The sequence below is a fragment of the Kitasatospora sp. NPDC032121 genome (genome assembly GCF_055580145.1).
Map to the genome: position 1 here is coordinate 781,787 of NZ_JBVILX010000002.1, position 26,039 is coordinate 807,825.

Annotated in this window: 28 protein-coding genes; 16 read left to right on the forward strand and 12 right to left on the reverse strand. The window is 71.9% G+C overall.

The window, feature by feature from the left end; genetic code table 11:
- Positions 1-41: 41 nt before the first annotated feature.
- Together ACZ5OX_RS09375 and ACZ5OX_RS09380 are read right to left on the reverse strand one after the other, a co-directional pair.
- Entirely contained in the window at positions 42-308 is a 267-nt protein-coding gene (locus tag ACZ5OX_RS09375) for a chaplin (RefSeq protein ID WP_465629388.1), read from the reverse strand.
- A gap of 110 nt (positions 309-418) precedes the next feature.
- Positions 419-661: a chaplin gene (locus ACZ5OX_RS09380; RefSeq protein ID WP_449791035.1), complete on the reverse strand. Its 243-nt coding sequence runs from the start codon at positions 659-661 to the stop codon at positions 419-421.
- Positions 662-1,155: 494 nt separating this feature from the next.
- Between ACZ5OX_RS09380 and ACZ5OX_RS09385 the strand changes: the two genes are divergently transcribed.
- The 4 genes from ACZ5OX_RS09385 (at position 1,156) to ACZ5OX_RS09400 (ending at position 5,337) form a co-directional block, all read left to right on the forward strand.
- Positions 1,156-1,395 carry a chaplin gene (locus tag ACZ5OX_RS09385; protein WP_465629389.1) on the forward strand — a complete coding sequence of 80 codons (240 nt, stop codon included), beginning with the start codon at positions 1,156-1,158 and terminating at the stop codon, positions 1,393-1,395.
- Between the two features lie 243 nt (positions 1,396-1,638).
- Positions 1,639-3,312 carry an RICIN domain-containing protein gene (locus tag ACZ5OX_RS09390; RefSeq protein WP_465629390.1) on the forward strand — a complete coding sequence of 558 codons (1,674 nt, stop codon included), beginning with the start codon at positions 1,639-1,641 and terminating at the stop codon, positions 3,310-3,312.
- Between the two features lie 177 nt (positions 3,313-3,489).
- A complete protein-coding gene (locus ACZ5OX_RS09395; RefSeq protein ID WP_465629391.1) occupies positions 3,490-4,782 on the forward strand; it encodes a glycosyltransferase family 39 protein in 1,293 nt (430 codons plus the stop codon).
- Positions 4,783-4,845: 63 nt separating this feature from the next.
- Positions 4,846-5,337 (forward strand): MarR family winged helix-turn-helix transcriptional regulator, encoded by a 492-nt coding sequence (locus tag ACZ5OX_RS09400; protein WP_465629392.1) that lies wholly within the window; start codon positions 4,846-4,848, stop codon positions 5,335-5,337.
- A gap of 93 nt (positions 5,338-5,430) precedes the next feature.
- On the opposite strand, the gene ACZ5OX_RS09405 is transcribed toward ACZ5OX_RS09400, so the two are convergent.
- Entirely contained in the window at positions 5,431-5,913 is a 483-nt protein-coding gene (locus ACZ5OX_RS09405) for a hypothetical protein (protein WP_374119985.1), read from the reverse strand.
- 439 nt (positions 5,914-6,352) lie between these two features.
- Between ACZ5OX_RS09405 and hemL the strand changes: the two genes are divergently transcribed.
- The 7 genes from hemL (at position 6,353) to ACZ5OX_RS09440 (ending at position 13,376) form a co-directional block, all read left to right on the forward strand.
- On the forward strand, positions 6,353-7,681 hold the full coding sequence (gene hemL, locus ACZ5OX_RS09410; protein ID WP_465629393.1) for a glutamate-1-semialdehyde 2,1-aminomutase: 1,329 nt from the start codon (positions 6,353-6,355) through the stop codon (positions 7,679-7,681).
- 73 nt (positions 7,682-7,754) lie between these two features.
- Positions 7,755-8,405 (forward strand): histidine phosphatase family protein, encoded by a 651-nt coding sequence (locus ACZ5OX_RS09415; RefSeq protein WP_392868755.1) that lies wholly within the window; start codon positions 7,755-7,757, stop codon positions 8,403-8,405.
- A 142-nt stretch (positions 8,406-8,547) separates the two neighbouring features.
- On the forward strand, positions 8,548-9,165 hold the full coding sequence (locus ACZ5OX_RS09420) for a TlpA family protein disulfide reductase (RefSeq protein WP_465629394.1): 618 nt from the start codon (positions 8,548-8,550) through the stop codon (positions 9,163-9,165).
- Between the two features lie 2 nt (positions 9,166-9,167).
- On the forward strand, positions 9,168-9,938 hold the full coding sequence (locus ACZ5OX_RS09425) for a cytochrome c biogenesis CcdA family protein (RefSeq protein ID WP_465629618.1): 771 nt from the start codon (positions 9,168-9,170) through the stop codon (positions 9,936-9,938).
- A 2-nt stretch (positions 9,939-9,940) separates the two neighbouring features.
- Positions 9,941-11,704: a cytochrome c biogenesis protein ResB gene (gene resB / locus ACZ5OX_RS09430; protein WP_465629395.1), complete on the forward strand. Its 1,764-nt coding sequence runs from the start codon at positions 9,941-9,943 to the stop codon at positions 11,702-11,704.
- 3 nt (positions 11,705-11,707) lie between these two features.
- Positions 11,708-12,850: a c-type cytochrome biogenesis protein CcsB gene (gene ccsB / locus ACZ5OX_RS09435; protein ID WP_465629396.1), complete on the forward strand. Its 1,143-nt coding sequence runs from the start codon at positions 11,708-11,710 to the stop codon at positions 12,848-12,850.
- Between the two features lie 121 nt (positions 12,851-12,971).
- Positions 12,972-13,376 (forward strand): hypothetical protein, encoded by a 405-nt coding sequence (locus tag ACZ5OX_RS09440; RefSeq protein WP_465629397.1) that lies wholly within the window; start codon positions 12,972-12,974, stop codon positions 13,374-13,376.
- Between the two features lie 6 nt (positions 13,377-13,382).
- Here the strand turns inward: ACZ5OX_RS09440 and ACZ5OX_RS09445 are convergent, their stop codons facing one another.
- On the reverse strand, positions 13,383-14,495 hold the full coding sequence (locus ACZ5OX_RS09445) for a ScbA/BarX family gamma-butyrolactone biosynthesis protein (protein WP_465629398.1): 1,113 nt from the start codon (positions 14,493-14,495) through the stop codon (positions 13,383-13,385).
- 358 nt (positions 14,496-14,853) lie between these two features.
- Between ACZ5OX_RS09445 and ACZ5OX_RS09450 the strand changes: the two genes are divergently transcribed.
- A complete protein-coding gene (locus tag ACZ5OX_RS09450; protein WP_465629399.1) occupies positions 14,854-15,495 on the forward strand; it encodes a ScbR family autoregulator-binding transcription factor in 642 nt (213 codons plus the stop codon).
- A 44-nt stretch (positions 15,496-15,539) separates the two neighbouring features.
- Here ACZ5OX_RS09450 and ACZ5OX_RS09455 read toward each other — a convergent pair whose 3' ends face one another.
- The 4 genes from ACZ5OX_RS09455 to ACZ5OX_RS09470 all read right to left on the reverse strand — a co-directional run bounded on the left by ACZ5OX_RS09455 (position 15,540) and on the right by ACZ5OX_RS09470 (position 19,125).
- Positions 15,540-16,151: a ScbR family autoregulator-binding transcription factor gene (locus ACZ5OX_RS09455; protein ID WP_465629400.1), complete on the reverse strand. Its 612-nt coding sequence runs from the start codon at positions 16,149-16,151 to the stop codon at positions 15,540-15,542.
- A 219-nt stretch (positions 16,152-16,370) separates the two neighbouring features.
- Complete coding sequence (locus ACZ5OX_RS09460) at positions 16,371-16,580, reverse strand: acyl-CoA carboxylase epsilon subunit (protein ID WP_392867631.1); 210 nt, start codon at positions 16,578-16,580, stop codon at positions 16,371-16,373.
- 86 nt (positions 16,581-16,666) lie between these two features.
- On the reverse strand, positions 16,667-18,268 hold the full coding sequence (locus ACZ5OX_RS09465) for an acyl-CoA carboxylase subunit beta (protein ID WP_449788110.1): 1,602 nt from the start codon (positions 18,266-18,268) through the stop codon (positions 16,667-16,669).
- Between the two features lie 452 nt (positions 18,269-18,720).
- Positions 18,721-19,125, reverse strand: coding sequence for a PLD nuclease N-terminal domain-containing protein (locus ACZ5OX_RS09470; RefSeq protein WP_465629401.1), 405 nt, complete (start codon positions 19,123-19,125; stop codon positions 18,721-18,723).
- 92 nt (positions 19,126-19,217) lie between these two features.
- Here ACZ5OX_RS09470 and ACZ5OX_RS09475 point away from each other — a divergent pair, with 92 nt between their 5' ends.
- Both ACZ5OX_RS09475 and mqnP read left to right on the forward strand, forming a co-directional pair.
- On the forward strand, positions 19,218-20,675 hold the full coding sequence (locus ACZ5OX_RS09475; protein ID WP_392867623.1) for a menaquinone biosynthesis decarboxylase: 1,458 nt from the start codon (positions 19,218-19,220) through the stop codon (positions 20,673-20,675).
- Positions 20,672-21,568: a menaquinone biosynthesis prenyltransferase MqnP gene (gene mqnP, locus ACZ5OX_RS09480; protein WP_465629402.1), complete on the forward strand. Its 897-nt coding sequence runs from the start codon at positions 20,672-20,674 to the stop codon at positions 21,566-21,568. Before ACZ5OX_RS09475 ends, mqnP begins: the two co-directional genes overlap by 4 nt.
- A gap of 103 nt (positions 21,569-21,671) precedes the next feature.
- On the opposite strand, the gene ACZ5OX_RS09485 is transcribed toward mqnP, so the two are convergent.
- The 4 genes from ACZ5OX_RS09485 to ACZ5OX_RS09500 all read right to left on the reverse strand — a co-directional run bounded on the left by ACZ5OX_RS09485 (position 21,672) and on the right by ACZ5OX_RS09500 (position 24,670).
- Positions 21,672-22,427 carry an alpha/beta fold hydrolase gene (locus ACZ5OX_RS09485; protein WP_465629403.1) on the reverse strand — a complete coding sequence of 252 codons (756 nt, stop codon included), beginning with the start codon at positions 22,425-22,427 and terminating at the stop codon, positions 21,672-21,674.
- Positions 22,428-22,491: 64 nt separating this feature from the next.
- Positions 22,492-22,881, reverse strand: coding sequence for a glycine cleavage system protein GcvH (gene gcvH, locus ACZ5OX_RS09490; protein ID WP_465629404.1), 390 nt, complete (start codon positions 22,879-22,881; stop codon positions 22,492-22,494).
- A 258-nt stretch (positions 22,882-23,139) separates the two neighbouring features.
- Entirely contained in the window at positions 23,140-23,859 is a 720-nt protein-coding gene (locus tag ACZ5OX_RS09495; protein WP_465629405.1) for an MOSC domain-containing protein, read from the reverse strand.
- Positions 23,860-23,926: 67 nt separating this feature from the next.
- Positions 23,927-24,670: a cyclase family protein gene (locus tag ACZ5OX_RS09500; RefSeq protein WP_449788115.1), complete on the reverse strand. Its 744-nt coding sequence runs from the start codon at positions 24,668-24,670 to the stop codon at positions 23,927-23,929.
- Positions 24,671-24,783: 113 nt separating this feature from the next.
- Between ACZ5OX_RS09500 and ACZ5OX_RS09505 the strand changes: the two genes are divergently transcribed.
- Positions 24,784-25,458: a UbiX family flavin prenyltransferase gene (locus ACZ5OX_RS09505; RefSeq protein WP_449788116.1), complete on the forward strand. Its 675-nt coding sequence runs from the start codon at positions 24,784-24,786 to the stop codon at positions 25,456-25,458.
- 119 nt (positions 25,459-25,577) lie between these two features.
- On the forward strand, positions 25,578-26,036 hold the full coding sequence (locus ACZ5OX_RS09510; protein ID WP_030055719.1) for an Lrp/AsnC family transcriptional regulator: 459 nt from the start codon (positions 25,578-25,580) through the stop codon (positions 26,034-26,036).
- Positions 26,037-26,039: the final 3 nt, after the last annotated feature.

Below are 26,039 nucleotides of genomic sequence, written 5' to 3' on the forward strand. Positions count from 1 at the left end.
GGTCGGGGGGCAGGACGGCCGGAACGCGTACCGGTCGGGGATCAGCAGTCGTCCGCGGGCGGCGGCAGCTCCACGTTGGCGCAGGCGTTGCCGAAGGCCGGGTTCAGCAGGCCGACGATGTCGATGGTGTTGCCGCACACGTTGATCGGGACGTCGAGCGGCACCTGGATCTGGTTGCCGGAGATGACACCGGGGGAGCCGACGGCGACGCCCTCGGCGGTCGAGTTGGCGGCGGCGGAGCCGGCCACGCCGAGCACCAGGCCGACAGCGGCGGCGGAGAGGACGGCGGCCTTCTTCATGTTCTGCATGGGGGTTGATCTCCTCGATCACACACGGGGGGAGCGTGCCGCGCCCCGGCGCTGCGGGGCGCGGCACGGGCTCGGGTGAATCGGCGGTCGCCGGTGCGGCGACCGCGGGCTCAGCCGATGTTGGCGCACTCGTTGCCGAACGCCGGGTTCAGCAGGGCGATGATGTCGATGGTGTTGCCGCACAGGTTGATCGGCAGGTGGATCGGCACCTGGATCTGGTTGCCCGAGAGCACGCCCGGGGAGCCGGCGGCGACGCCCTCGGCGCCCGCGCTGGCGAACGCGCCACCGGCGGCACCGACCACCAGGCCACTGGCGGCCAGGGACAGGGCGGCGGCCTTCTTGATGTTGCGCATGTATTCCTCCGATTTCGGCCCGACGGAAGGGGAATGTCGGGAGCCGGGCGAGCACGAATACTCACCCGAAGGCTTCAGGGATTGCCGTGATTGTCACTCGGTCGGCGCACGTCGGCGTGTTTCGCCCATGGCTCGGGCGCGGCCGCGGCTGCGCGGTCGCATTGCCTCTCGAAACGATTCCCGCACGGCCGGGAAAGGTTCGGAGAAAGGCGCGACCAGGTGGAATTCCGGTCGGGCGTTCCGGCACGGGTTGCCGGACGCCGGGTTTGGGAGGCCCGCCGCGTGGGGGCCGGTGGAGACCGGGTTCCGTCAGGGAGAACGAGGCGCCGCCCGAGGGGAAACGGTCCGATCCGTCCATCACCCGAATGCCGCTGCCGGCGACGCGATTGCTCCGGATGGGTGACAGTGCGGGGCCCGTCGCAACCGGTCCCGTGGGGTCTCGTTCTAGATGTCGCACTCCCCGTGCATATCTGTCGAACAGTCAGGAGGCTCGTATGAGCATCAAGAAGACCGCCGCCGTCGGCGCGGCCGTGGTGGGCATCGTGGCCACCGGCGCCGGTACCGCGATGGCCAGCTCCGGCGCCCAGGGTGTCGCCGCCGGTTCCCCCGGTGTCGCTTCCGGCAACCAGATCCAGGTCCCGGTGCACCTCCCGATCAACCTGTGCGGCAACACCATCGACATCGTCGGCCTGCTGAACCCGGCGTTCGGCAACAAGTGCGCGAACGTGGGCTGATCCCGCACACCCGGTTCGGCCGGTGCGAGCCGCCGTTCCGCGCTTCCCTCCTGGGGCGCGGGGCGGCGGCTCTTCGCTTGCCCGGAATCCGGCGCTCCGTCAGTTCCCGGCGATGTCACGAGTCTTGTTGTGTTACTTGTCAGTTCCTAGAATGCGAGACCTGCTCACCTTTCCTGCTCCTCTCTTGCTCCGCACCGCTCGGCTCCCGCCAGGGCGGTCCCCCACCCCCGCAAGGAGTCGCGTGTGACCAGGTCCCCACTGTCGGCGGCACGGCGAACGCGCACGGGCGCGTCCCGGTGCGCCGCGCTGCTCGCCACCGGAGCCATCCTCGCCACCCTCGGCCTGGCCGGCGCCCCCGCCGCCCTCGCCGACCCCGCCCCGGCCGCACCCGCGGCCACCCGTCCGGCCGCGATCGTCGCCCTCGGAGACAGCGCCATCTCCGGAGAAGGCGCCGGCACCGACACCAACGACGGCTACTTCCCGGAGACGGACAGCCCCACCAACTACTGTCACCGGCACCCCAAGTCGGAGATCTTCGTCACCGACATCCCGGGGGTCACCCCGATCGACCTCGCCTGCTCCGGCGCCCAGACCGGCGACCTGGTCAGCGACCCGGAGCTGGCGAAGATCACCGGCCCCGGCAGCGGCGACTTCGGCGAGCCCAAGCAGGACGTCAAGCTGGCCGACACGGCGGCGAAGTACGACGTCAAGATGGTCGTCGTCACCATCGGCGCCAACGACGACTTCGACTTCAGCGGCATCATGATGCACTGCCTGGCGCAGTACTTCCCGATCCCCAAGGACCAGGGCTGCCGGGACACCATCGGCAGTGACGAGATCCGCCGTCGCGCCAAGGGCGTCCAGCCCAAGGTGGTCGCGGCGCTCCAGAACATCCGTCAGACCATGCGCAGGGCCGGCTACGCCGACTCCTCGTACCAGCTGGTCTACCAGTCGTACTTCAACCCGATCACCCCGGACATCCGGCGCAACGACTACGTCGGCAAGGTCGCCGACGGCTGCCCGGCCTTCCCCGAGGACCTCGCCTGGGGCCACAACTGGGTGGTGCCGACCCTCAGCGACGCGCTGCGCGGCGCGGCCGAGCAGGTGCCCGGCGTCCGCTACCTGGACCAGCGGCGGGTCGCCTTCGGGCACGAGGTCTGCGCGGAGTGGACGAGCTCCCCGTACGAGTACACCAACGGGGACGTCATCAACCTCTCCGAGTGGGTGCGCAACGGCTGCGACTCGCAGATCGGCATCCCCGGGCTGTGCACGAACATGGTCCGCCAGTCGTACCACCTGCGGGTGGCCGGCTACCGCGGTGAGGGCGTCTGCCTCGGCCAGTTCTACTCCCGGCCCGAGCTGGCGCAGGCGTACTGCACGCTCAACCAGCAGAACACCACCTCGATCCAGCCGCTCAGTCCGGGACGGCCGTTCGGCGACGTTCCCGAGGACGGCTCCTGGTACCAGCTGACCAACGCGGCCACCGGCAACGCGCTCGACCTCACCGGCGGCGGCAGCTACGGCGACTCCACCAACGGGCGGGCCGCGATCAGCTACCCGGCCACCGGCGGGCTCAACCAGTCCTTCGTCCTGGAGGCCAAGGCCGGCGGCAGCTACGAGGTCGACTTCAGCGGCAACCGCGACATGTGCCTGGACGCCAACGCCGCCTCCACCGCCCCCGGCACCCGGATCCAGCAGTGGGGCTGCAACGGCGGCGGCAACCAGCGCTGGGTGTTCAAGCCGGCCGGCGACGGCCGCTACAAGATCGCCGACTCCCAGGACCAGAGCAAGGTCCTGGCCGTCGGCAGCACCCTCGACGCCAAGGGCAACCCCTACGTCGAGCTCGCCACCGACACCGGCGCCGCCGGCCAGCTCTGGCAGCTCACCAAGCTCGGCATCGTCTACGTCCACGGCTGATCCACCCGGGATCCTTCGGGCCGCCGCCGTCCCCGCCCGGGGCGGCGGCGGCCTCGTTCCCGCCCGGGTCCGGGGCGCCAGGGGGTTCCCGGTTCGGAGGCGTGCCGTAGGCTCACGGGAAAATCGTTGCGCCGGAGCCGCGCGGACCACGAGCGGGGCGGGGAGTACCCAGACCAGATGAGCACGGCATCGAGCACCGAGTCGTCCAGCACCCAGCCCGACGTGCCCGAGACGGCGTCCGATACGGCGCGCGCGGAGGCCTCCGAGGAACACGCCGTCCGGACGCCCGGGCGGTTCGGGGCGCTGGTGGACCGCTTCGCGCCCGCGCTGGGCGCGTACGCGGTGGTCAAGGCCATCGGCCTGACCGTCTTCATGCTGCTGCTCTCGCACACCGGCGACTACCTGAAGAAGCAGCCGGGCCGCGGCGGCGGCGCCAACGCCTGGGACGTGCTGGGCACCTGGGACGGCGTCTGGTACCAGCGGATCGCCGAGAACGGGTACGACCCGCAGCTGATCCCGCTGCACGGCTTCCCGTTGGCCACCTACTACGAGAACTCCGCCGCCTTCTTCCCGCTCTACCCCTGGCTGATGCGGCTGGTCGGAGCCGTCACCGGGCTCGGCCCGTACGGCTCCGGGATCGTGGTCTCGGTGCTCGCCTCGCTGGTGGCCGCGGCCGGGATCTTCGCGGTCGCCGAGCGGCTCGGCGGCCGCCGGGCGGGCGTGATCGCCGCGGTCCTCTGGGGCCTGTTCCCGGGCTCCGGCGTGGAGTGGGCGGTCTACTCGGACTCGCTGTTCGTGGCGCTGTCCGCCTGGGCCTGCTACTGCGTGATGACCCGCCGCTGGCTCGCGGCCGGCCTGCTGGCACTGGTGGCGGGCCTCAACCGGCCGACCGCCGCCGCGCTGATCGCCGCCGTCTCGATCGCCGCGCTGGTCGCGCTGGTCCGCCGCACCGACGGGGTGGCCCGCCCGCTGACCGCGATGCTGATCACCCCCTGGGGCCTGATCGGCTACATCGCCTGGGTCGGCTGGCGGATGGGCGACTGGGGCGGCTACTTCAAGCTCCAGCAGGGCGCCTGGAACCGCTACTTCGACGGCGGCGCCTCCACCCTGCGCACGATCATGGACGTGATCACCGGCCACTGGACCTTCTGGCAGTCCAACCCCGTCCCGGACCTGATCGCGATCGCCCTGCTGATGGCCCTGCCCGGACTGCTGGTGCTGCTCTGGCGCACCCGGCCGCCGCTGGTGCTGTGGGTCTACACCGCGCTCACCATCGCCACCGCGCTGAGCAGCAACCAGATCTTCGGCAACATCTCGCGCTACCTGCTGCCCGCCTTCCCGCTCTGCATCGGCCTGGCGGTGGCGCTGCGCCGGGTGCGGACCTCCTCGCTGGCCGGGCTGCTCGCGATGCCGGTCCTCGCGGCGGGCTGGTACGCCGGGTATGCGCTGTTCGAGTTGGGCATCCCGTAGACCCGGCGTTGGTTGGCAACGGGATCATCCGGCAGCAGACGGGCCGTTGCTAACCTCGGACGCATGACGACGACCCCGCCGCCCGTGCGCCAGATCCGCGACATCTCCGGGCTGATGGACCACGCGAGCCACGTGCTGGCCACCCGGATGGCGGCCGCCTTCACCGAGCTCGGGATCACCCCGCGCGCCTACTGCGTGCTGTTCCACGCGCGGGAGGCCGAGCGCACCCAGATCCAGCTGGCCGAGCTGGCGGACCTGGACAAGACGACCATGGTGGTCACCGTCGACGAGCTGGAGAAGGCGGGCCTGGCCGAGCGCCGCCCGTCCGCGACCGACCGGCGGGCCCGGATCGTGTCCGTCACCGAGGCGGGCGAGCGGGCCGTGGCGCGGGGCACCGCGATCGCCGACCGGGTGCACCGCGAGCTGCTGGAGTCGCTGCCGGCGTCCGAGCGCGAGGTGTTCGTCTCGGCCCTGGCCCACCTGGTGGACGGCCACCTCGCGGAGCCGGTCGAGGTCGAGCGCACCGTCCGCCGCGCCCGCCGCGCCCGGGGGTAGGCCCCCGGGCGGGTCCTTCCGGGCGTCAGAACTGGCGAGCGGTCAACTCGCCCGGCCCCGACCCGTGTTCGAGCGGCGGACCGGGACGGTGCGTCACGGCCAGACCAGGCAGTAGAGCTGGTGCCCGGCCTCGTGGAGGCGGTTGGCGAAGTCCTGCCACTCGTGCAGCATGCTGTAGATCACGAAGGCGTCCCGCGGCCCGCGCCGGTCCGGCACGGTGGACCAGATGAAGGCGGCGGCGCCGAGTTCGGTCTCGTCGGCCTTGCGCAGCGGTTCGACGACGTTGTGGGGGAGCTGGACGACGGCGTAGTCGGGGTGCAGCACGACCAGCTCCAGCGGCGGCACCTGGTGCAGCGGGACGCCCTGGATACCGGTGAGCACCATGGCGCTCATCGTCTCCGGCTTGATCTTGGTGGAGAGGTGGCCGGTGGGGGAGCCGCTGGTCTCCATCAGGTCGCCGAGCCGCCCCAGCGCGCCGAGTTCGCCGGCGTCCAGGCCGAGCCCGCCCGGGCCGAGGGCGGTGGGAACCCTGGCGGCGGTCGCGCGGTCCGGGGCTCCGAAGTACTTGTAGGTCACCCCCACGCGTCCCTCGCTCCGCCTCTCACCCCCGCGCCGACCGCGCCCCGTACCCGCTCCCGTACCCCCGCGTGCGGCCTCGGCGGGCCGTCGGGAGCCCCCCGCGGCCTCGTCGTAGCCGTCCTGCGCCTCGGACACTCGGACCATCCTCACCGGAATTCGCCGGAATCGACAGACCCCCGCACATCCGGCGCCCACCGGACGTGCTCCTTACCCGTCATGCGCCGCCGTACCCATTCGCGGTACGCGGCAGTCCTCTCCACACCCCTGCACACAAACCGGAGCCCCTGCGCACTCTGTGTACACAGTCTGACTGGTCCCCGGTCCGGTGCAGTCAGCGGCCCCTGCTGTACGGACAACCGTACAGACAACGGTGCCCGGATCATCGTTCCAGATGATCGGGTCGGACATGCAGAGCGTGAGGACACGATTTGAGACCATGTCTTTTGTGAGCTACCCCTACGAAGCCCCCCAGTCCCAGTCGCTGTTCGACCGCGCCTCCGTCGTGACGCCCGGCGGCGTCAACTCCCCGGTGCGCGCCTTCCGCGCGGTCGGCGGCACGCCGCGCTTCATGGTGTCCGGCACCGGCCCCTACCTCACCGACGCCGACGGCCGCGAGTACGTCGACCTGGTGTGCTCGTGGGGTCCGATGATCCTCGGCCACGCGCACCCCGCGGTGATCGACGCCGTCCAGCGGGCCGTCTCCAAGGGCACCTCCTTCGGCACCCCGGGCCAGGGCGAGGTCGAGCTGGCCGAGGAGATCGTCGCCCGGGTCGCCCCGGTCGAGCAGGTCCGGCTGGTCTCCTCCGGCACCGAGGCCACCATGTCCGCGATCCGACTGGCCCGCGGCTTCACCGGCCGGGCGAAGGTGGTCAAGTTCGCCGGCTGCTACCACGGCCACGTGGACGCGCTGCTGGCCGCCGCCGGTTCCGGCGTCGCCACCTTCGGCCTGCCGGACACCCCGGGCGTCACCGGCGCCCAGGCCGGCGACACCATCGTGCTGCCCTACAACGACCTCGCCGCCGTCGAGCGGGCCTTCGCCGCCCACCCGGGCGAGATCGCCTGCGTGATCACCGAGGCCTCGCCCGGCAACATGGGCGTCGTCCCGCCGCTGCCCGGCTTCAACGGCGGCCTGGCCCGGCTCTGCCGGGAGAACGGCGCGCTGTTCATCTCCGACGAGGTGATGACCGGCTTCCGCGTCTCCAGGGCCGGCTGGTACGGCCTGGAGGCGGCGAACGAGGGCTGGGCGCCGGACCTGCTGACCTTCGGCAAGGTCATGGGCGGCGGCTTCCCGGCCGCGGCCTTCGGCGGCCGCGCCGACGTGATGGCCCACCTGGCCCCGGCCGGCCCGGTCTACCAGGCGGGCACCCTGTCCGGGAACCCGATCGCCACCGCGGCCGGCCTGGCCCAGCTGCGCGGCTGCACCGACGAGGTGTACGCGACGGTGGACAAGGTCGCCGCCGAGGTCTCCGGCCTGGTCGCCGACGCGCTCACCAAGGAGGGCGTGGCGCACCGGCTGCAGACCGCCGGGAACATGTTCTCGGTGTTCTTCACCGAGGCCGCCGTCACCGACTACGACGAGGCGAAGACCCAGGAGGCGTACCGTTTCACCGCCTTCTTCCACGCCATGCTGGCCGAGGGCGTCTACCTGCCGCCGTCCGCCTTCGAGTCCTGGTTCGTCTCGGCGTCCCACGACGAGCGGGCGATCGAGCGGATCGCCGCCGCCCTGCCGGCCGCCGCGCGCGCCGCTGCCGCCGCCACGGCCTGACCGCCGCGGCCCGTACCCGATTTCCAGGAGTAGTCGAGAAGTGAGCGCCAAAGAGATCACCGTCGTCCACGTGATGCGGCACGGCGAGGTGCACAACCCGGAGGGCGTCCTGTACGGGCGCCTGCCGGACTACCACCTGTCCGAGCTGGGCCGGAAGATGGCCGAGCGGGTCGCCGAGGACCTGGCCGACCGGGACGTCACCCACGTGGTGGCCTCCCCGCTGGAGCGGGCCCAGGAGACCGCCGCGCCGATCGCCGAGGCGCACGGCCTGGCCGTCGCGGTGGACGAGCGGCTGATCGAGGCGGAGAACGTCTTCGAGGGCAAGACCTTCGGGGTCGGTGACGGTTCGCTGCGGAACCCGGGCTACTGGAAGTACCTCACCAACCCGTTCAAGCCCTCCTGGGGCGAGCCGTACCTCGACCAGGTGGTGCGGATGATGGGTGCGCTCGGCGCCGCCCGGGACGCCGCCCGCGGGCACGAGGCGGTCTGCGTCAGCCACCAGCTGCCGATCTGGATCCTGCGCTCCTTCGTCGAGCGCCGCCGGCTGTGGCACGACCCGCGCAACCGGCAGTGCTCGCTGGCCTCGCTGACCAGCTTCACCTTCGAGGGCGACAAGATCGTCTCGGTCGGCTACCGCGAGCCGGCCCGCGACCTGCTGCCCGCGCACCTGGTGGGCAAGGGCCGCAAGGGCGACAAGCCGGTGGGCAAGAGCTTCGGCGCCTAGCCTCCGTAAGCGGCGTGTAAGTATGACTTCGGGTCACCTGGCAAACGCCGGGTGACCCGATTTCGTCGCAGGTCAGATGGGGTGCGACGCGCAAGGCAGGACCCCGGCGAACCCGCCCGGAACTCCATGCGAAACTTTTCACATGTCTGCCATGACGCGCCCCCGTCCCCGTGTCGCCGCAGCAGCCGCCGCCACCGTCGCCGCCGCTGCGCTCGCCCTCACCGGCTGTGCCTCCTCGGGCTCGTCGGGCAGCGGCGAGGGCCAGGTCGGCTTCGTCACGGTCAAGGGCACCAACCTGTCGAAGGCGGAGGCGGGCAAGCGCGGGGACGCGCCGGACATCACCGGGGAGACCCTGGAGGGCACCGCGGCCAAGCTCTCCGACTACCGGGGCAAGGTCGTCGTGCTGAACGTCTGGGGCTCCTGGTGCGGCCCGTGTCGGGCCGAGGCCAAGAGCCTCCAGGCCGTCTCGGAGAAGTACAAGGACCAGGGCGTCCAGTTCCTCGGCATCAACACCCGGGACGCCGAGAAGCAGAACGCCCTCCGCTTCGAGCAGGAGCAGGGCGTCACCTACCCGAGCCTGTTCGACCCGGCCGGCACCCAGCTGCTCAAGTTCCCCAAGGGCAGCCTCAACCCCCAGTCCATCCCGACCACCCTGGTCGTCGACCGGGACGGCAAGCTGGCCGCCCGCGCCGTCGGCGGCACCACCGAGGACGCGCTGGAGTCGATCCTCCAGCCGGTGGTCGCGGAGCAGAAGCAGTGAGCCTGTCGCCGCTGCACCTCGCCGACGCCACCTCGACCGTCCAGAGCGGCGCGCTGCTGGCCGCCGCCCCGGTCGCGCTGGTGGCGGGGCTGGCGTCGTTCTTCTCGCCGTGCGTGCTGCCGCTGGTCCCGGGCTACCTGTCGTACGTGACCGGCTTCTCCGCCGCCGACCTCGCGGACGCCCGCGGCTCGCGGCGCGGCCGGATGCTGCTCGGCGTCGTGCTGTTCATCCTCGGCTTCACCGCGGTGTTCGTCTCCACCGGCGCCCTGTTCGGCTACTTCGGCCAGGAACTCCAGGACTACAAGCGGATCATCAGCATTGTGCTGGGCTCGCTCACCGTGGTGATGGGCCTGGCGTTCATGGGCCTGGTGCCCGGGCTGAGCATGCGCGAGGTCCGCTCGCACCGCCGTCCGGCCGTCGGCCTGCTGGGCGCCCCGATGCTCGGGGTGGTCTTCGGCGTCGGCTGGACCCCGTGCATGGGCCCGACCCTGACCGCCGTCCAGAACCTGGCCCTCAACCAGGCCGACGCCCAGCGTGGCGCGCTACTGACCACCTTCTACTGCCTGGGCCTCGGCGTACCGTTCATCCTGGCCGCCGTGGCGTTCCGCCGGGCGCTGGGCGCCTTCGGCTGGGTCAAGCGGCACTACCCGCTCGTCATGAGGATCGGCGGCGGCATGCTCGTCGCGGTCGGTCTGCTGCTCGTCACCGGGATCTGGGACTCGATGATGAGCCAGCTGCAGTCCTGGACCGCCGACTTCCAGATCGGAATCTGACCGTGAGCAACACCACGACCGAGACCGAGCAGCCCCCGGCGCCGGACGACAGCGCCGCCGAGCGGCTCAGCACCGCACCGGTCGAGTCCGAGGGCCCGACCGGCATAGGGGCGTTCGGCTGGGCGCGCTGGATGTGGCGCCAGCTGACCTCGATGCGGGTCGCCCTGATCCTGCTCTTCCTGCTGTCGCTGGCCGCCATCCCCGGCTCGCTGATCCCGCAGAACGGGCAGAACCAGTTCAAGGTGCAGACCTGGAAGGCGCAGCACACCACGGTCGCGCCGATCTACGAGAAGCTCCAGCTGTTCGACGTCTACAGCTCGGTCTGGTTCTCCGCGATCTACATCCTGCTGTTCGTCTCGCTGGCCGGCTGCATCGTCCCGCGCACCTGGCAGTTCGTCGGCGTGCTGCGCGCCCAGCCGCCGGCCGCCCCGCACAACCTGACCCGGATGCCGGTGCACGCGGCCTGGCGCACCTCGGCGGACGCCGAGAAGGTGAACGCCGCCGCGCACCGGCTGCTGCGCAAGCGCGGCTTCCGCGCCCACCTGTCCGGCGGCGCGGTGTCCGCCGAGAAGGGGTACCTGCGCGAGGTCGGCAACCTGCTGTTCCACCTGTCGCTGTTCGCGCTGCTCGGCGGCTTCGCCTGGTCCAGCCTGGCCGCCGGTACCGGCGGCAAGCTGATGATCGAGGGCGAGGGCTACTCGAACACCATCACCCAGCTCGACGACTTCACCGGCACCCGCTTCTACGGCAGCCAGGACCTCGACCCCTTCTACCTGAAGCTGAACGGCTTCACCTCGCGCTTCCAGGAGAAGGGCGACCAGATCGGCGCCGCCCGGCAGTTCACCGCGAACGTCGAGTACTACGAGGGCAGCGACGAGTCGAAGCTGAAGAAGTCGACCATCGAGGTCAACCACCCGCTGGAGGTCGGCGGCAGCAAGGTCTACCTGATCGGCCACGGCTACGCCCCGTTCGTCACCGTCAAGAACGGCAAGGGCGAGGTCGTCTACCAGGGCGCCGTCCCGTTCCTGCCGCAGGACGGCAACCTGACCTCCACCGGCGTCGTGAAGGTCTCCGACTACGGCGCGGGCCCCGACGGCAACAAGACCCAGATGGGCTTCTCCGGCTTCTTCCTGCCGACCGCCCCGCTGAGCTTCGAGGGCACCGGCCCGGTCTCGCTGTTCCCCGGCGACGCCGCCCCCGAGCTGGTGCTGAACGCCTTCGCGGGCGACCTCGGCACCGACTCCGGCCTGCCGCAGAACGTCTACCAGCTCAACACCCGCAAGCTCACCCAGCTGATCCAGGACGGCCAGCCGGCCAAGGCCAGGCTCAAGCCCGGCCAGGCCTGGACCCTGCCGGACGGCTACGGCTCGGTGACCTTCGAGGGCTACAAGCAGTGGGCCAGCTTCAACATCACGCACCGCCCGGGCAACGAGATCGCCCTGGCCGGCGGAGTGCTCGCGATCCTCGGCCTGATCGGCTCGCTGTTCATCCAGCGCCGCCGGATCTGGGTGCGGGCGGTCGCCCTGCCCGGCGGCGGCACCCAGGTGGAGCTGGCCGGCCTGGCCCGCAGCGAGTCGGCGAAGATCGCCGAGGAGCTGGCGGAGCTCGCGGTCGACCTCCAGGACGACGCCCCGGCCTCCGAGGACGAGGACGAGGACGAGGACGACGCCACCGAAACGGACGTACCCGAGGAGCCCGGGGACCCCACCGCCCCGAAGGCGTCCCCGGCCCCCGCAGCCCCTGCCGACCAGAACTCCAAGGAGTAGACGGTGCACCTCGCCTCGGCGGTCGACCCACAGTTGGCCGACCTTTCCAACAAGCTGATCTATTCGGCGATGGTGGTCTACACCCTCGCCATGTTCGCCCACATGATCGAGTGGACCTTCGGCAGCAGGGGCGGCGTCGCCGTCCGCTCGAAGGAGCAGGCGGGCAGCCTCGCCGAGACCGTCGCCGCGGCCGGGCAGCAGGCCGCGGACAAGGCCGCGAAGAAGGTCACGGTCACCGTGGCGGGAGCCGGCGGCGGCACCACCACGCTCACCCGCACCGCGGTCGCGGGCGAGGGCGCGACGGTGGTCACCAGCGGGCGCGGTGCCGACGAGGTGGACGGCCCGGGCGCGGCCGGCACCAACGAGAAGGCCGACCTGGCCGGCCGGATCGCCATCTCGCTCACCGTGCTCGCGGCCCTGCTGCACGTGGGCGGGATCGTCACCCGCGGCCTGTCGGTCTCCCGCTGGCCGTGGGGCAACATGTACGAGTTCTCGTGCGCGTTCGCCTTCGCCATGACGGCGGCGTACCTGGTGCTGCTGGCCGCGAAGAAGAACGTCCGCTGGCTCGGCCTGCCGGTCGTCCTCGCGGGGCTGCTGACCCTCGGCATCGCCACCACGGTGCTGTACACGGACTCCGAGCAGCTCGTCCCGGCACTGCACTCGCCGTGGCTGGCGATCCACGTCTCCACCGCGATCTTCTGCGGCGGCGCCTTCTACGCGGCGTTCATCGCGACGCTGCTGTACCTCGGCAAGGACTCCTTCGACAAGCGCATGGCGGCCGGCCTCACCACCGGTCCGCTGGGCACCTCGGCCTCGATCTGGCGCCGGCTGCCCGCCGCGTCCACCTTCGACAAGCTGTCCTACCGGATCAACGCCCTGGTCTTCCCGCTGTGGACCTTCACCATCATCGCGGGCGCGATCTGGGCCGAGGCGGCCTGGGGCAAGTACTGGGAGTGGGACCCGAAGGAGACCTGGTCGTTCATCACCTGGGTCGCCTACGCCTGCTACCTGCACGCCCGTGCGACGGCCGGCTGGAAGGGCCGCAAGGCCGCCTACCTGGCGCTGGCGGCGTTCGCCTGCTGGCTCTTCAACTACTACGGCGTGAACATCTTCGTCACCGGAAAGCACTCCTACGCGGGGATCTGACCGGGGCACACGATCACCCACCGGCCCGGCTCTCCCACAGGTAGCCGGGCCGAGGTGCGACAGGGGTAGTGCGTGCCGGCCGCCGGCCGGCGCGAGAGGGAATTGAGGAGGAAATCGCGCAATGGAGTGCGACGAGGTCATGCTGACCGTCCGAATCACCGCCGCCGAGCGCATGCTGCTCCGCAGGCTCGCCCAGGGGCACCGGAGCGACGTGTCCGAGGTGGTGTCCGACGCGCTGCTGGACATCATCCCCACGCTCAGCGCGCCGGGGGACGCCTACCGGCTGCTGGGGGCGCTGGTGGTGCCCGCGCCGTGCGCCCTGACGGTCTGGCTGCCGGCCCCACTGGCCGACCTGCTGGTGCCCGGCGCGGCCCGGATCGCCCAGATCACCGACGTCCGGATCGAGTCCGCCAGTGCCGCCCTGGGCGCGGCGCTGCGGCTCTGGCTGGCCCAGGACCCGGTCCGGCTGGCGACCAACCTCAGCGTGATGCACGCGGGCCGGCCGGCCGCCCTGATGGCCGCCTGACGGGGGTCAGCTCGCGAGCGGCAGCCGGGTGCCGTCGAGGTCCGGAGCGGCGGGGCGGCCCTCGCAGGCGTCCCGCCGGGCCGGCGCCGTCGGGCTCTCGACCGGCCCGTCCAACGGCGCGGTGAGCAGCACGCACTCGGCCGCCGTCCGGCCGTCCTGGACCAGCAGGACCCGTACCGGCAGCCGTCCGCCCGCCCCGGTCGCCCCGGAGGCCGGCTCGGGGACCGCCCGGACGAAGCAGGGCCGGTCCAGTTCGATGTAGTGCTCGAAGGAGGTCACCAGCTCGACCGGCACCACCGGCTCGGGGTGGCGCAGCCGCTGGGCGGCCTGCCGGGCGGCCTCCAGCACCAGCATCCCGGGCACGTGGTCCAGCTCCTGGTCGAACAGCACCGGGTGGGTGGCGTCGGCCCGCAGCAGCCAGGTGTCCGGGGCGAGGGTCGGGCTGAGCACCACGTCCGCGGGCTGCGCGCGGCCGACCAGCTGGGGTGCGGCCGGCGCCGGCGGCCGCGGCGGGGCGGCGCGCCGCTCGGGGCCGCGCAGCCGGGCGTAGGAGGCGGGGGAGAGCACCCGCAGCCGACCGCTGCCGTGGCCGACCGGCCGGCCGTCCCGGGTGACGTCGACGCACACCCGCAGCGAGGCCAGTTCGCCGTGCCGGATCCGGACGTCCTCGCAGCCGACGGCCAGCATCAGCGAGGCGGGGCCCGCGCCGACGGCCAGGCCCGGCAGCCCGGGCCCGTCGAGCGCGTAGGAGAGGTCCTCCAGCGCGAAGTGGTGGCCGCGCGGCACCCCGAACCCGGCGTGGCCGATCAGCAGCCCCGCCTGGCGGATCGTTTCGGCGAGCAGCACCGGGTCGTGGTAGCGGTCCCCGGGCAGCCGGTAGAAGCCGTGCAGCCGGGGCCACTGGGCACCGAGCAGGAAGTCGTACGGGCCGGTGGCCTGCCAGCCGGTGAGGAAGACCTCGGACACCGAGGCGCGGTGCACCAGGTGCCGGGAGACGGTCCGGTCGTGGAAGTCGTAGCCGGTCGCGGGGCCGTCGTGGAAGAGGTCGAAGCCGCCGCCGCTGCCCGGGCCGGGGTGGGCGCACGGGCCGAGCGGGTCCGGCTCTACGATCGATGGCATGACGGGCCCCCGCTTCAGGGTGTCGGTCGGAGCGGCCGCTACGGCCGTCCGAGCAAAACATACATACCACCCGGTTTGTGTTCGGCGACTGGGGGTGCCCGGGCCGCACTCGCCGGCCTGATCACGCTACCCGCCCCGTGGACTGGGGGAATGCCCGTTCGGAGGGTCTCGGGCCATCGGTGGGGGCCCGTACCCGCTGGACGGCGGGGACGGCGAGCGCGCTGCAGGCGCTAGATTAGATACCAACCATGCGGTTTCGGAAGATGCCGTCCGCATGCGAGCGCCGCTCCCGAAGGGGCCGCGCCGACAGCTGCCGGGTGGGGCGGGGATCGCGCCCGGTCGAGTCCGGAGGGGGCCAGTGGTCAAGCAGGAACGGGCTGGGCGGACCCGGCAGGCCGTACTGCTCGCCGCCGCCGAGACCTTCGCGCGGGTGGGCTTCGAGGCCGCCAGCCTGGTCGACATCAGCCGCCGGGCCGGGGTGAGCAAGGGCGCCCTGTACTTCCACTTCGTCTCCAAGCAGGCGCTCGCCGACGGGGTACGACGCGCCTCCGGGCGGGAGGTCGGCTCGGCCGCGCTGCGCGCGCTGCGGGCCGACGGCCCGGCGCTCCAGGGCCTGATCGACTTCTCGCACGAGCTGGCCCGGCTGCTGCGCGAGGACGTGGTGGTGCGGGCCGGCGTCCGGCTGGGCCGCTCGGGCGCGAGCCGGGGCGGCGTCCGGGAGGGGGTGGACGGGGCCGCTCCGATGGCCCCCGAGGTCGCCTGGCGCGGCCTCGCCGCCGTCGTCCACCGGCTGCTGGACCGCGCCGCGGACGCCGGGGAGCTGTGCCCCGGGGTGGACCGGCGGACCGCCGCGGAACTGCTCACCGCGGTGGCGGCGGGCCAGGTGCTGCTCGCGGGCGAGGAGGCCGGCCGGCCCGGGTCGGAGGACGTGAGCCGGCTCTGGACGGCCGCGCTGCCGGCCCTGGTGCCGTCGGAACGGCGGGCGGGCTACCGGCTCTGATCGCCGACCCGGGCCGGCGATCAGAGCCGGTAGCCCGGCGACGCTCAGCCGCGCTCGGCGACGCTCAGCCGGGCGAGCGCGTGCGGCTGGACCAGGCCGGGCAGCAGCAGCGTCCAGAGGTCGGCCAGCCGCTGGATCAGGTCCTGCCGGTCGGTCAGCACCTGGGAGCTCAGCTGGATGCCGGTGACGGCCCCGGTGATCACCCCGGAGGCCGCGGTCAGGTCGATCCCCGGGTGGAGCTCGCCGGCCTCCTGGGCGCGCGCCAGCAGCTCGCGGACCGTGTCCATCCAGCCCTGGTAGGCCGCGAGCTGCGGCTGGGTGAAGCTGCCGTGCTCGATGGTCAGCCGGATGCTGCCGCGCACCAGCGGGTCGGTCTGGAGCGCGCGGGCGAAGGCGTACGCGAGGTCGATCAGGTTCTGCATCGGGCTGTCCGAGGCCGGTGACCAGCCGGAGATGAAGATGCCCTGGCCCTCGATGACGGCGAGCGCCAGCTCCTCCTTGGAGCGGAAGTGGAAGTACAGCGCGCCCTTGGTGACGCCGGCGCGGTCCAGGATCTCGGACATGGTGGCGGCGGCGTAGCCCCGCTCGTCGAACACCTCGGCCGCTGCGAGGAGTACCGCCTGGCGGGTCGCCAGCGCGCGGGCCTGCCTGGCCATCGCAGCCTCCCTGGAAAGTTCTGATCTCGGCAGCGGCCGATCCTACGGGGGCGGACCTGGTGGCGGACGCATACCGTCCAGTACGCATCCTACCGAGCCCGCCGCGGGCCCTTCCGGCCCCGGCCGACCACGCGGTGGCGCCGCCGGCCCGGCCCGGGCGAACGCCGACGGCCGGCCACCCGGGTGGGGTGACCGGCCGTCGGCTCGGGCCGTGGACCGTCAGGCGGCCTGCTGCCAGCTGAACGGCGAGTAGTACGCCGGGCGGCGCTCCAGGCGCTGCCAGCTGGCGATCGGCTCGACCGGTGCGGCGGCTGCGGCCTGCTGCGCGACGGCTGCGCGCGCGGCGAGGACGGCGGTCAGGGCGGCGAGTTCCTCGTCGGTGAGACTGCCGCGGACGATGCGGACGAGGGGTTCGGCGGAAGCGGTCATGTCCTGGTTTCTCCCCCGGTTGCTGTGGTCTGAGGTGGGTGCCGGTACGGAAGGCTGCGGTGCGCGCGTGCGGTGGAGCCGCTCCGCTACATCGGCGGGTTGCCGTGCTTGCGGCTGGGCAGGTCGGCGTGCTTGGTGCGGAGCATGGCCAGGGCGGAGGCGATCACCTGGCGGGTCTCGGCGGGGTCGATGACGTCGTCCACGAGGCCGCGCTCGGCCGCGTAGTACGGGTGCATCAGCTCGTTCTTGTATTCCTTGATCTTCTGGGCGCGCATGGCGTCCGGGTCCTCGGCGGCGTTGATCTCGCGGCGGAAGATGACGTTGGCGGCGCCCTCGGCACCCATCACGGCGATCTCGTTGGTCGGCCAGGCGTAGGACAGGTCGGCGCCGATGGAGCGGGAGTCCATCACGATGTAGGCGCCGCCGTAGGCCTTGCGCAGGATGAGCGAGATGCGCGGCACGGTGGCGTTGCAGTACGCGTAGAGCAGCTTGGCGCCGTGGCGGATGATGCCGCCGTGCTCCTGGTCGACGCCGGGCAGGAAGCCGGGGACGTCGAGGAGGGTGACCAGCGGGATGTTGAAGGCGTCGCACATCTGCACGAAGCGGGCGGCCTTCTCGCTGGCGTTGATGTCCAGGACGCCGGCCAGCGACTGCGGCTGGTTGGCGATGATGCCGACGACGTGGCCGTCGACGCGGGCGAGCACGCACAGGACGTTGGTGGCCCAGCGCTCGTGGACCTCCAGGTACTCGCCGTGGTCGACGATCTCCTCGATGACCTTGCGCATGTCGTACGGGCGGTTGCCGTCGGCGGGCACCAGGTCCAGCAGGCTGTCGTTGCGGCGCTCGACCGGGTCGTCGCTGACGACGGAGGGCGGCATCTCGCGGTTGTTCTGCGGGAGCAGCGACAGGAGGTAGCGGACCTCCTCGATGCAGGACTGCTCGTCGTCGTAGACGAAGTGGGAGACGCCGGAGACGCCGGCGTGGACGTCCGCGCCGCCGAGGCCGTTCTGGGTGATCTTCTCGCCGGTCACCGCCTGGACGACGTCGGGGCCGGTGATGAACATCTGCGAGGTCTCGCGGACCATGAAGACGAAGTCGGTCAGCGCGGGGGAGTACGCGGCGCCGCCGGCGCACGGGCCGAGCATCACCGAGATCTGCGGGATGACGCCGGAGGCCTTGGTGTTGCGCTGGAAGATGCCGCCGTAACCGGCCAGGGCGGTGACGCCCTCCTGGATGCGGGCGCCGGCGCCGTCGTTCAGCGAGACCAGCGGGGCGCCGGCCGCGATGGCCATGTCCATGATCTTGTGGATCTTCTGCGCGTGGGCCTCGCCCAGCGCGCCGCCGAAGATCCGGAAGTCGTGCGCGTAGGTGAACACGGTGCGCCCGTGCACGGTGCCCCAGCCGACGATCACGCCGTCGGTGTGCGGCTTCTTGGCCTCCAGGCCGAAGCCCTGGGCGCGGTGCCGGCGCAGCGGCTCGACCTCCTGGAAGGAGCCCTCGTCCAGCAGCAGCTCGATGCGCTCGCGGGCGGTCAGCTTGCCCTTGGCGTGCTGGGCCTCGGTGGCCTTGTCGCTGGGGCCGCGGCGGACCTTCTCGCGCAGCTCGTGCAGCTCGGCGACCCGTCCGCGGGCGTCGGCCGGAATCTCGGGAACCTCGCCGTCGACCGGCGCCTCATGCACAACCGTCATCTCGAACCACTCCAAGGGTGAGGGAACTGTCCGACAGCCAACGTCTGCTGTGCCCCCGGCTGCGAATCACTTTCTTCACTTATGACTGTACGAGGGGCCGTGCGCTGGTTTCGGCGTCGATTCCGTACAAGGTCGGGTTCGTTTAGCTGTCAGGCCTGCACAGAAGCGGTCGGTGTGGTCACTGAGCGCTCGGTGTTCGCTTGGATACCGGGGGTTGTCGAACAGATGATGGTCCGATGATCTGAGCATGAATAAAAGCGCAGGTCAGGGCCGTCTCCCGGTACTGTAAGTCGGTCCTCTTGTGGCGCGCTCAAGGTCCGCTCAAGCCCGGCTGTCGGGGGCCCGCCGCCGGGGTGAGGGGGGCGCGAGTCGTAGGGAAGCGCCAAAAACACCGCAGCCCACCCCGTGTGCTGGGGGTGGGCTGTCCGGGCGAGCGTGCGGACCTGCCGTGATCAGCTCTTCCTGCCGTCCTCGGGTTCGTCGCGGTCGCGCAGATCGCGTTCGCGGCGACGGAGATCGGCCTCCCACTGCTTGAGCATGTCCTCGTGGTCTTTGTCGTTCTTCTTCAACGAGGCGAGGAACTCGGGGTCGTCGTCGGGGGCCAGCGGGCGTCCGCCGGGGCGGTCGTCGGCCGGGTACCCGGTGCGGGCCCCGGCGGACGCGGCCCGCAGGAAGCCGCGCTGCTTGCCGGCGATCAGCCAGGCGATCGGGCCCAGCGGCGGGAAGAGCAGCACGATCAGCACCCAGACCACCTTGGGCAGGTGCTTCACCTCGTCCTCGGGGGTGGTCAGACAGTCCACGAACGCCCAGACCCAGAGCGCGAGCGGAAGGATGATGGTCAGAAGAATCCTCGGCACGGCTGGGATCTCCCCCCGGGCGACGACGGCGGCGGGCGCCTACCAGGGGCCCTTGACCGAGCCAGGTTATCGGGTGGCGGATACTGACAGGCATGGCATACGACGATCTCCGCTCGTTTCTCCGCGCCCTCGACCGCGAGGGTGACCTCAAGCGCATCAAGGCCGAGGTGGACCCGCACCTGGAGATCGGCGAGATCGTCGACCGGGTGCAGAAGGCCAAGGGCCCGGCGCTGCTCTTCGAGAACGTCAAGGGCTCGTCGATGCCGCTGGCGATGAACGTCTTCGGCACCGAGCGGCGGCTGGCCAAGGCGCTCGGCCTCAAGGGCCCGGACGACATCTCCGAGAAGATCGCCGGCCTGCTCAAGCCCGAGCTGCCGCAGGGCTTCACGGGCTTCCGGGACGCCTTCGGCAAGCTCGCCTCGATGGCGCACGTCCCGCCCCGGCACGTGAAGTCCGGCGACGCCCCCGTGCAGGAGGTCGTGCTCACCGGCGACGACGTCAACCTGGACGAGCTGCCCGCCCTCTTCACCTGGCCGCTGGACGGCGGCTCCTTCTTCAACCTGGGTCTGACCCACACCAAGGACCCGGACAGCGGCATCCGCAACCTGGGCCTCTACCGGCTCCAGCGGCACGACCGCCGCACCATCGGCATGCACTGGCAGATCCACAAGGACAGCCGCAACCACTACGCCGTCGCGGCCAGGCGCGGCGAGCGCCTCCCGGTCGCGATCGCCTTCGGCTGCCCGCCCGCCGTCACCTACGCGGCCACCGCGCCGCTGCCCGGGGACATCGACGAGTACCTCTTCGCCGGCTTCATCGCCGGGGAGCGGGTCCGGATGGTCGACTGCAAGACCGTGCCGCTCCAGGTCCCGGCCGACGCCGAGGTGGTCCTGGAGGGCTGGCTGGAGCCCGGCGAGATGCTGCCCGAGGGCCCGTTCGGCGACCACACCGGCTTCTACACCCCGCAGGAGCCGTTCCCGGCGCTGAAGATCGACTGCGTGACGATGCGCCGCCGGCCGATCCTCCAGTCCATCGTGGTCGGCCGCCCGCCGACGGAGGACGGCCCGCTGGGCAAGTTCACCGAGCGCTTCTTCCTGCCGCTGCTGAAGATCATCATCCCGGACATCGTCGACTACGACCTGCCCGAGGCCGGCGGCTTCCACAACTGCGTGATCGTCTCGATCGACAAGAAGTACCCCAAGCACGCCCAGAAGACGATGCACGCGATCTGGGGCGCGCACATGATGTCGCTGACCAAGCTGATCATCGTGGTGGACTCCGACTGCGACGTGCACGACTACCAGGAAGTCGCCTGGCGGGCCTTCGGCAACGTCGACTACAGCCGCGACCTCACCGTCGTCGAGGGCCCGGTCGACCACCTCGACCACGCCTCGTACCAGCAGTTCTGGGGCGGCAAGGCCGGCATCGACGCGACCCGCAAGCTGCCCGAGGAGGGCTACACCCGGGACGGCGGCTGGCCCGAGATGGTGTCCTCGGACCCGGCCACGGCCGCCCTGGTGTCGCGCCGCTGGAAGGAGTACGGACTGTGAGCACGGCCGCCGTCGAGACCCCCGGGCGCACGAAGGCCTTCCTGCGCCTGGTGATGATCGAGCACTCGGTCTTCGCCCTGCCGTTCGCCTACATCGCCGCGCTGACCGCGATGTTCCTCGCGGACAGGCGGGTGCACTGGGGCGAACTGTTCATCGTCACGGTCTGCATGGTCGGGCTGCGCACCTTCGCGATGGCCGCGAACCGGATCATCGACCGCGAGATCGACGCCCGGAACGCTCGGACCGCCACGCGTGAACTCGTCACCGGCGCGGTCTCGTTGAGGACCGCGTACGTCGGATCGGCCGTCGCGCTGGTGGTCTTCCTCGGCGCGGCCGCGATGCTCAACCCGCTCTGCCTGGCGCTCGCGCCGGTGGCCGTGGTGCCGATGGTCGTCTACCCGTACGGCAAGCGGTTCACCGACTTCCCGCAGGCGATCCTCGGCCTGGCCCAGGCGATGGGCCCGGTCGGCGCCTGGCTCGCGGTGACGGGCAGCTGGTCCTGGGACGCGGTGGTGCTGGGCGTGGCCGTCGGCATCTGGATCGGCGGGTTCGACCTGGTCTACGCCTGCCAGGACGTCGAGTCCGACCGCGAGCACGGAGTGCGCTCGGTGCCGGCGCGGTTCGGAGTGCCGGCGGCGATCCGGGGCGCGCGCGTGTGCCACGTCCTGACGACGCTCCTGCTGGGCTGGTTCGCGGTCCTGACGGACGCCGGGGTGGCGTTCTGGATCGGCCTGGCGGTCGTCGCGGGCGCGTTCGTCTACGAGCACACCATCGTGAAGCCGAACGACCTCTCGAAGCTCAACCGGGCGTTCTTCCAGACGAACGGCTTCGTGGGGATCTCGCTCTTCTTCTTCGCCCTGGTGGACCTGCTCGTCCGCGGGCTCGGGATCTGATCCCGGAAGCCGGTCGAACGAGCGGCCGGGGCGGCCGGCGGACGACCGTGCAGCCCCGGCCGCTCGGTCGTCCGGGGCGGCGCGCGTCCCGTCCGGGGCGGCCTCAGCCGTGCAGGAAGCCCTCCAGCGACACCGCGAGGGCCACCGGGGCCTCGTACATCGGGTAGTGCCCGCTGCCGGCGAGCTCCTCCAACTCGGCGTTGGGGTAGTGGCCGAGGAAGGTGCCGCGCATCACCTCGGCGGTGAGGGCGAGGTCGTGCTCGCCGACGATCACCTTCACCGGCACCGGGTTGCCGTCGATCCGGGGCCGCAGGTCGGCCGTCGTCCAGTCGCGGACGTAGCCGCCGAAGGCCTCGGGGGTGGACAGCCGCAGGGACTGGTCGACCATGCGGTCGAGCCAGACCCGGCCGGCCCGCCGGCCGGTCACCAGGTCCAGGATCGCGAAGCGCTTCTCCCGGTCCTCGGCGGCGCCGTGGAACAGCGCCTCGCCGGCCTCGTCCAGCTGGTACGGCCCGGCGGGCACCGGGGCCAGGCCGACGAGCTTGCGCACCCGCAGCGGCGCCTCGGCGAGCACCTGCTGGGCCGCCTTGCCGCCCATCGAGTGGCCGACCAGTGAGAAGCGGTCCCACCCGAGCTGGTCGGCCAGGGCGAGCGCATCGGCGGCGATCTCGGCGAGCGTGTACGCGCCGGGGACGTCCTTGCGCCGCCCGTAGCCGCGGTAGTCGAGGAAGGCGTAGCCGAACGCGTCGCCGTCGAGGTAGTCGAGGAACGGGCCCCAGCCCGCGCTGGTGCCGAACCAGTCGTGCAGGACCAGGACGTGGTGGTCGCCGGTGCCGACCAGGTGGTGAGGGATCGTCATGCCAACGGTCGTTCCCCGCGATCCGCCCGCCCGAACGGACGGTTCGCGGGGAGAGGGCGGCCCGCTACGCCTCGGTGACGAGGGCCTCGTACTGGGCCGCCGAGAGCAGGTCCTTCAGCTCGTCGGCCTTGGTCACGGTGAGCTCGATGATCCAGCCGTCGCCGTACGGGTCGCCGTTGAGCACCTCGGGTTCGTCGCTCAGGTCCGTGTTGATCGCGGCGACCGTCCCGGACAGCGGCGCGTAGAGCTCGCTCACCGACTTGACGGACTCCACCGTGCCGAAGGCCCGACCGGCTTCGAGCTTGTCGCCCACTGCGGGGAGTTCGACGAAGACGAGGTCGCCGAGCTGCTTCTGGGCGTAGTCGGTGATGCCGACGCGGACCCGGTCCTTCCCCACCGTCTCCACCCACTCGTGGTCGTTGGTGTACTTGAGGTTCGTCGGGATGGTGCTCATGGCGGCCTCCGGGGAGTCGGCATCGGAGCTGACGGGTCGACAGATCCGAGGAGGAGCCTGCTACAGCCGCCGCCCCTGCGCCGCCAAGCTCACCCGATCGGGTGAAATCAGGCGTCGCGCCGGGCGAAGGCCGGGGCGTGCTCGGGGAGCGGACCGAGGGCGATCGGGCGGGACGGCGCCCGCCGGAAGCAGGGGCGAAGCGGGCCGGCGGCACGGTGACCCCGGAAGGGGGCGCGACGACGGGTCGGCCGGCGCCCGTCAGCCCATCAGGAGCAGCCGGTCGCCGACCCGCAGGCGGCCAGGGGCGGCGACCTCGGCGAGGGCGTCGAGCAGGCCGTCGTGGGCGTGCACGACGGCCTTGAGGATCTCCGGCGCGTGCGGCAGCCCGGGCTGCGGGGCGCCGGTCATCGCGCAGCGCTCGCTGGACGCGACGAAGGAGAGCCGGGCGCTGTCGGGGGCCTCGCCGGACGCCTGGCGGCCGAGCCAGGCGTCCTCGACGAACGGCGGGGTGCCGGGCGGGGTGCGCAGCACGATGTTGGGGCGGAACCGGCGCTCGTCGACCACGGCGAACGGGACGGCTTCGCGGACCCAGTCCAGGGTGGCGGTGCTGAGCACGCTGACCGGCAGCCGGTCGAAGTGGGAGACGGCGTCCTCGCGGGCGAGTTCGACGTCCTCGCGCTGGAGGTAGGCGCGCAGGAAGGCGTTCGGCCGGTCGACCGGGCGGCCGAGCGGGTCGAACAGTTCGGGTCCGTCGATCCGGTGGCCGAGCCGGGCGGAGAGGCGGAGCAGTCCGTCCATCCGGCGGAAGCGGCGGGTGTTCTTGCCCGAGCCGAGCTTGCCGGCCGCGTCGCGGACGGCGTAGAGGCGGTCGCCGGCCAGGCCGCGCTCGTCCACCTCGACGGAGTCGAGCCGCTCGCCGCCGGCGGATTTCACGGGGTAGCGCCAGAGTCGCTCGATCACTCCGATGATCTCAGCCATGGCCGGAAAGCGTACTGGCGTTGACGGGGGATGGTCTAGACCAAGTACCGCAAGGGTTACCGCCCGGTCAGCCCAGCCGGGCCACCGCCCGCACCGGCGCGCCGTCCGCCGCGACCAGCCGCAGCGGGAACAGCGAGACCTCCACCGGCAGACCGGCCTCCTGGGCGGCCAACAGCGGCCGCAGGTCGGTCAGGTTCTCGGCGATCACCCCGCCGCCGGACGCCCCCAGCAGCACCCGGTGCGCGGCGAGCGAGGGCTCGTCGGCGGTGCCGTGGTCGTGCTCGTCGGTGAGGTCGGCGAGCAGGGCGGCCACCGCGGGATCGCCCGGGCCCGGGTCGGGGGTCGGGTCGACGCTGAGCGCGTCCACCCCGACCGTCCGCACCCCGGCGGCGACGATCGCCTCGGCGGCGGCCGGAGTCAGGCTCGGGTGGGCGAGGTAGGCGTCGGTGCCCCAGTGCCGGGCCCAGCCGGTGGCCAGCAGCAGGACGGTGCCCTCGGCGGCCCGCTCCAGTGCGGGCGCCAGCAGCTCGGGGGTGACGGCCGTCCGGGGCTCCAGCCCGCGCAGGTCGGCGACCACGGCCGGGCCGGTGAACCGCTCCAGCGGCAGCCCGTCCAGGGTCGGCCAGGTGACGTCCACGTGGTACGGCGCGTCCACGTGCGTCCCGGACTGCGAGCCGAGGTGCAGGGCCAGCACGTTCACCCCGGCGGTGGCCGTGGTGAGCGCGGGCTCCAGCAGGACGGCCGGATCGCCGGGGTAGACCGGCATCGCGGTGGTCACCTGATGGGTGAGGTCGACGAGGGTCGCTGCCATGCGCCCATCCTCCCAGCCCCCGCCCACCCCGTGGACCCCCGGTACCCGGCGCCACCCGGCCCGCCGCGAGGGCCCTGGTGGGCGGAGCGGACGGAGCCGGATAGAAATGCCCCATGGGAACTGCGAAACGTCAGCCGTGGGTGGTCGGGGTCTCGGGGGCGTCGGGAACGCCGTACGCGGCCTCGGTGATCCGCGCGCTGCTGGCCGCCGGCGAGGCGGTGGACCTGATCGTCAGCCGCGCCGCCCGGCTCACCATCCTGGACGAGACCGGCATCTCCTTCCGGGACGCCCACTGGCGCGCCGACCTCGCCGCCTGGCTCGGGAGCGACCGGGGGCTGGACGACGTCCGCTACTGGCCCGCCGGGGACTTCGCGGCCGGCCCGTCCAGCGGCTCGTACCCGGCCAAGGGCATGCTCGTGGTGCCCGCGACCACCGGCGCGGTGGCCGGGATCGCGCTCGGCCTGAGCAAGGACCTGCTGCAGCGCGTCGCCAGCGTCACCCTCAAGGAGCGCCGTCCGCTCGTCGTCTGCGTGCGCGAGACACCACTCAACGGGGTGACGTTGAAGCACTTGGTGGAGCTCGACGCACAGGGGGCGGTCGTGCTGCCCGCCGCACCCGGTTTCTACGCCGGCGGCTCCACCGTGCGCGAACTCGTGGATTTCGTGGCCGGACGGGTGCTGGACGCCGTCGACGTGCCGCATTCCCTGTACCTGCGCTGGGAAGGGGAGTTGGGGGCGGCCGCCCGCAAGACGGCCGACGGCGAGGGCACTGCGGCTGAGGGGGAGTAAGGAGACCGAGGGCGGGAGAGTATGTTCTCTGCGATATCCGGGTCTTTCGGCGCGAGGCGCCTTTGAATCCGGATAATGATCTGTGGGTCTGGAGAGGTTCGGAAGGACGCGGACGGTATATGGACACGGTGGACAGACAGCTCATCCAGGCGCTCCGGGAGAACGGCCGCGCGTCCTACGCCGAGTTGGGCCGCCTGGTCGGGCTCTCCGGCCCGAGCGTCACGGACCGGATCAACCGCCTGGAGCAGGCCGGGGTCATCACCGGCTACCGGGCGACGGTCAACCCGGCCTCGCTCGGCTTCGGTGTCACGGCCCTGATCGGCCTTCAACTCACCGACGCGGCGGACCACGAGGACGTCGCGTTCCGGCTGAAGGACCTCAACGAGGTCGAGGACTGCTGGTTCATCGCCGGCGACGACTCCTACATGCTCAAGGTCAGGGTGGCCGACGTGGCCGGCCTGGAATCGGTGGTCAAGCGGATCTCGGGCACGAAGGGCGTGGCCAGGACCCGCACCACCGTCGTACTCTCCACGAAGTGGGAGAACCGGGTGAGTGAACTTCCTCCTGTAGGAGAGTGACGC

Coding starts and splice junctions, on each gene's coding strand:
- gcvH (WP_465629404.1), bottom strand. CDS start 22,881: ATGAGCACCATCCCGACGAACCTCAAGTACACCAACGACCACGAGTGG.
- ACZ5OX_RS09485 (WP_465629403.1), bottom strand. CDS start 22,427: ATGACGATCCCTCACCACCTGGTCGGCACCGGCGACCACCACGTCCTG.
- ACZ5OX_RS09395 (WP_465629391.1), top strand. CDS start 3,490: ATGAGCACGGCATCGAGCACCGAGTCGTCCAGCACCCAGCCCGACGTG.
- ACZ5OX_RS09510 (WP_030055719.1), top strand. CDS start 25,578: ATGGACACGGTGGACAGACAGCTCATCCAGGCGCTCCGGGAGAACGGC.
- ACZ5OX_RS09400 (WP_465629392.1), top strand. CDS start 4,846: ATGACGACGACCCCGCCGCCCGTGCGCCAGATCCGCGACATCTCCGGG.
- ACZ5OX_RS09440 (WP_465629397.1), top strand. CDS start 12,972: ATGGAGTGCGACGAGGTCATGCTGACCGTCCGAATCACCGCCGCCGAG.
- ACZ5OX_RS09445 (WP_465629398.1), bottom strand. CDS start 14,495: ATGCCATCGATCGTAGAGCCGGACCCGCTCGGCCCGTGCGCCCACCCC.
- ACZ5OX_RS09500 (WP_449788115.1), bottom strand. CDS start 24,670: ATGGCAGCGACCCTCGTCGACCTCACCCATCAGGTGACCACCGCGATG.
- ACZ5OX_RS09415 (WP_392868755.1), top strand. CDS start 7,755: ATGCGGCACGGCGAGGTGCACAACCCGGAGGGCGTCCTGTACGGGCGC.
- ACZ5OX_RS09380 (WP_449791035.1), bottom strand. CDS start 661: ATGCGCAACATCAAGAAGGCCGCCGCCCTGTCCCTGGCCGCCAGTGGC.
- ACZ5OX_RS09420 (WP_465629394.1), top strand. CDS start 8,548: ATGTCTGCCATGACGCGCCCCCGTCCCCGTGTCGCCGCAGCAGCCGCC.
- ACZ5OX_RS09385 (WP_465629389.1), top strand. CDS start 1,156: ATGAGCATCAAGAAGACCGCCGCCGTCGGCGCGGCCGTGGTGGGCATC.
- hemL (WP_465629393.1), top strand. CDS start 6,353: ATGTCTTTTGTGAGCTACCCCTACGAAGCCCCCCAGTCCCAGTCGCTG.
- ACZ5OX_RS09475 (WP_392867623.1), top strand. CDS start 19,218: ATGGCATACGACGATCTCCGCTCGTTTCTCCGCGCCCTCGACCGCGAG.
- ACZ5OX_RS09505 (WP_449788116.1), top strand. CDS start 24,784: ATGGGAACTGCGAAACGTCAGCCGTGGGTGGTCGGGGTCTCGGGGGCG.
- ACZ5OX_RS09465 (WP_449788110.1), bottom strand. CDS start 18,268: ATGACGGTTGTGCATGAGGCGCCGGTCGACGGCGAGGTTCCCGAGATT.
- ACZ5OX_RS09495 (WP_465629405.1), bottom strand. CDS start 23,859: ATGGCTGAGATCATCGGAGTGATCGAGCGACTCTGGCGCTACCCCGTG.
- ACZ5OX_RS09460 (WP_392867631.1), bottom strand. CDS start 16,580: ATGACCGCTTCCGCCGAACCCCTCGTCCGCATCGTCCGCGGCAGTCTC.
- ACZ5OX_RS09455 (WP_465629400.1), bottom strand. CDS start 16,151: ATGGCCAGGCAGGCCCGCGCGCTGGCGACCCGCCAGGCGGTACTCCTC.
- ACZ5OX_RS09375 (WP_465629388.1), bottom strand. CDS start 308: ATGCAGAACATGAAGAAGGCCGCCGTCCTCTCCGCCGCCGCTGTCGGC.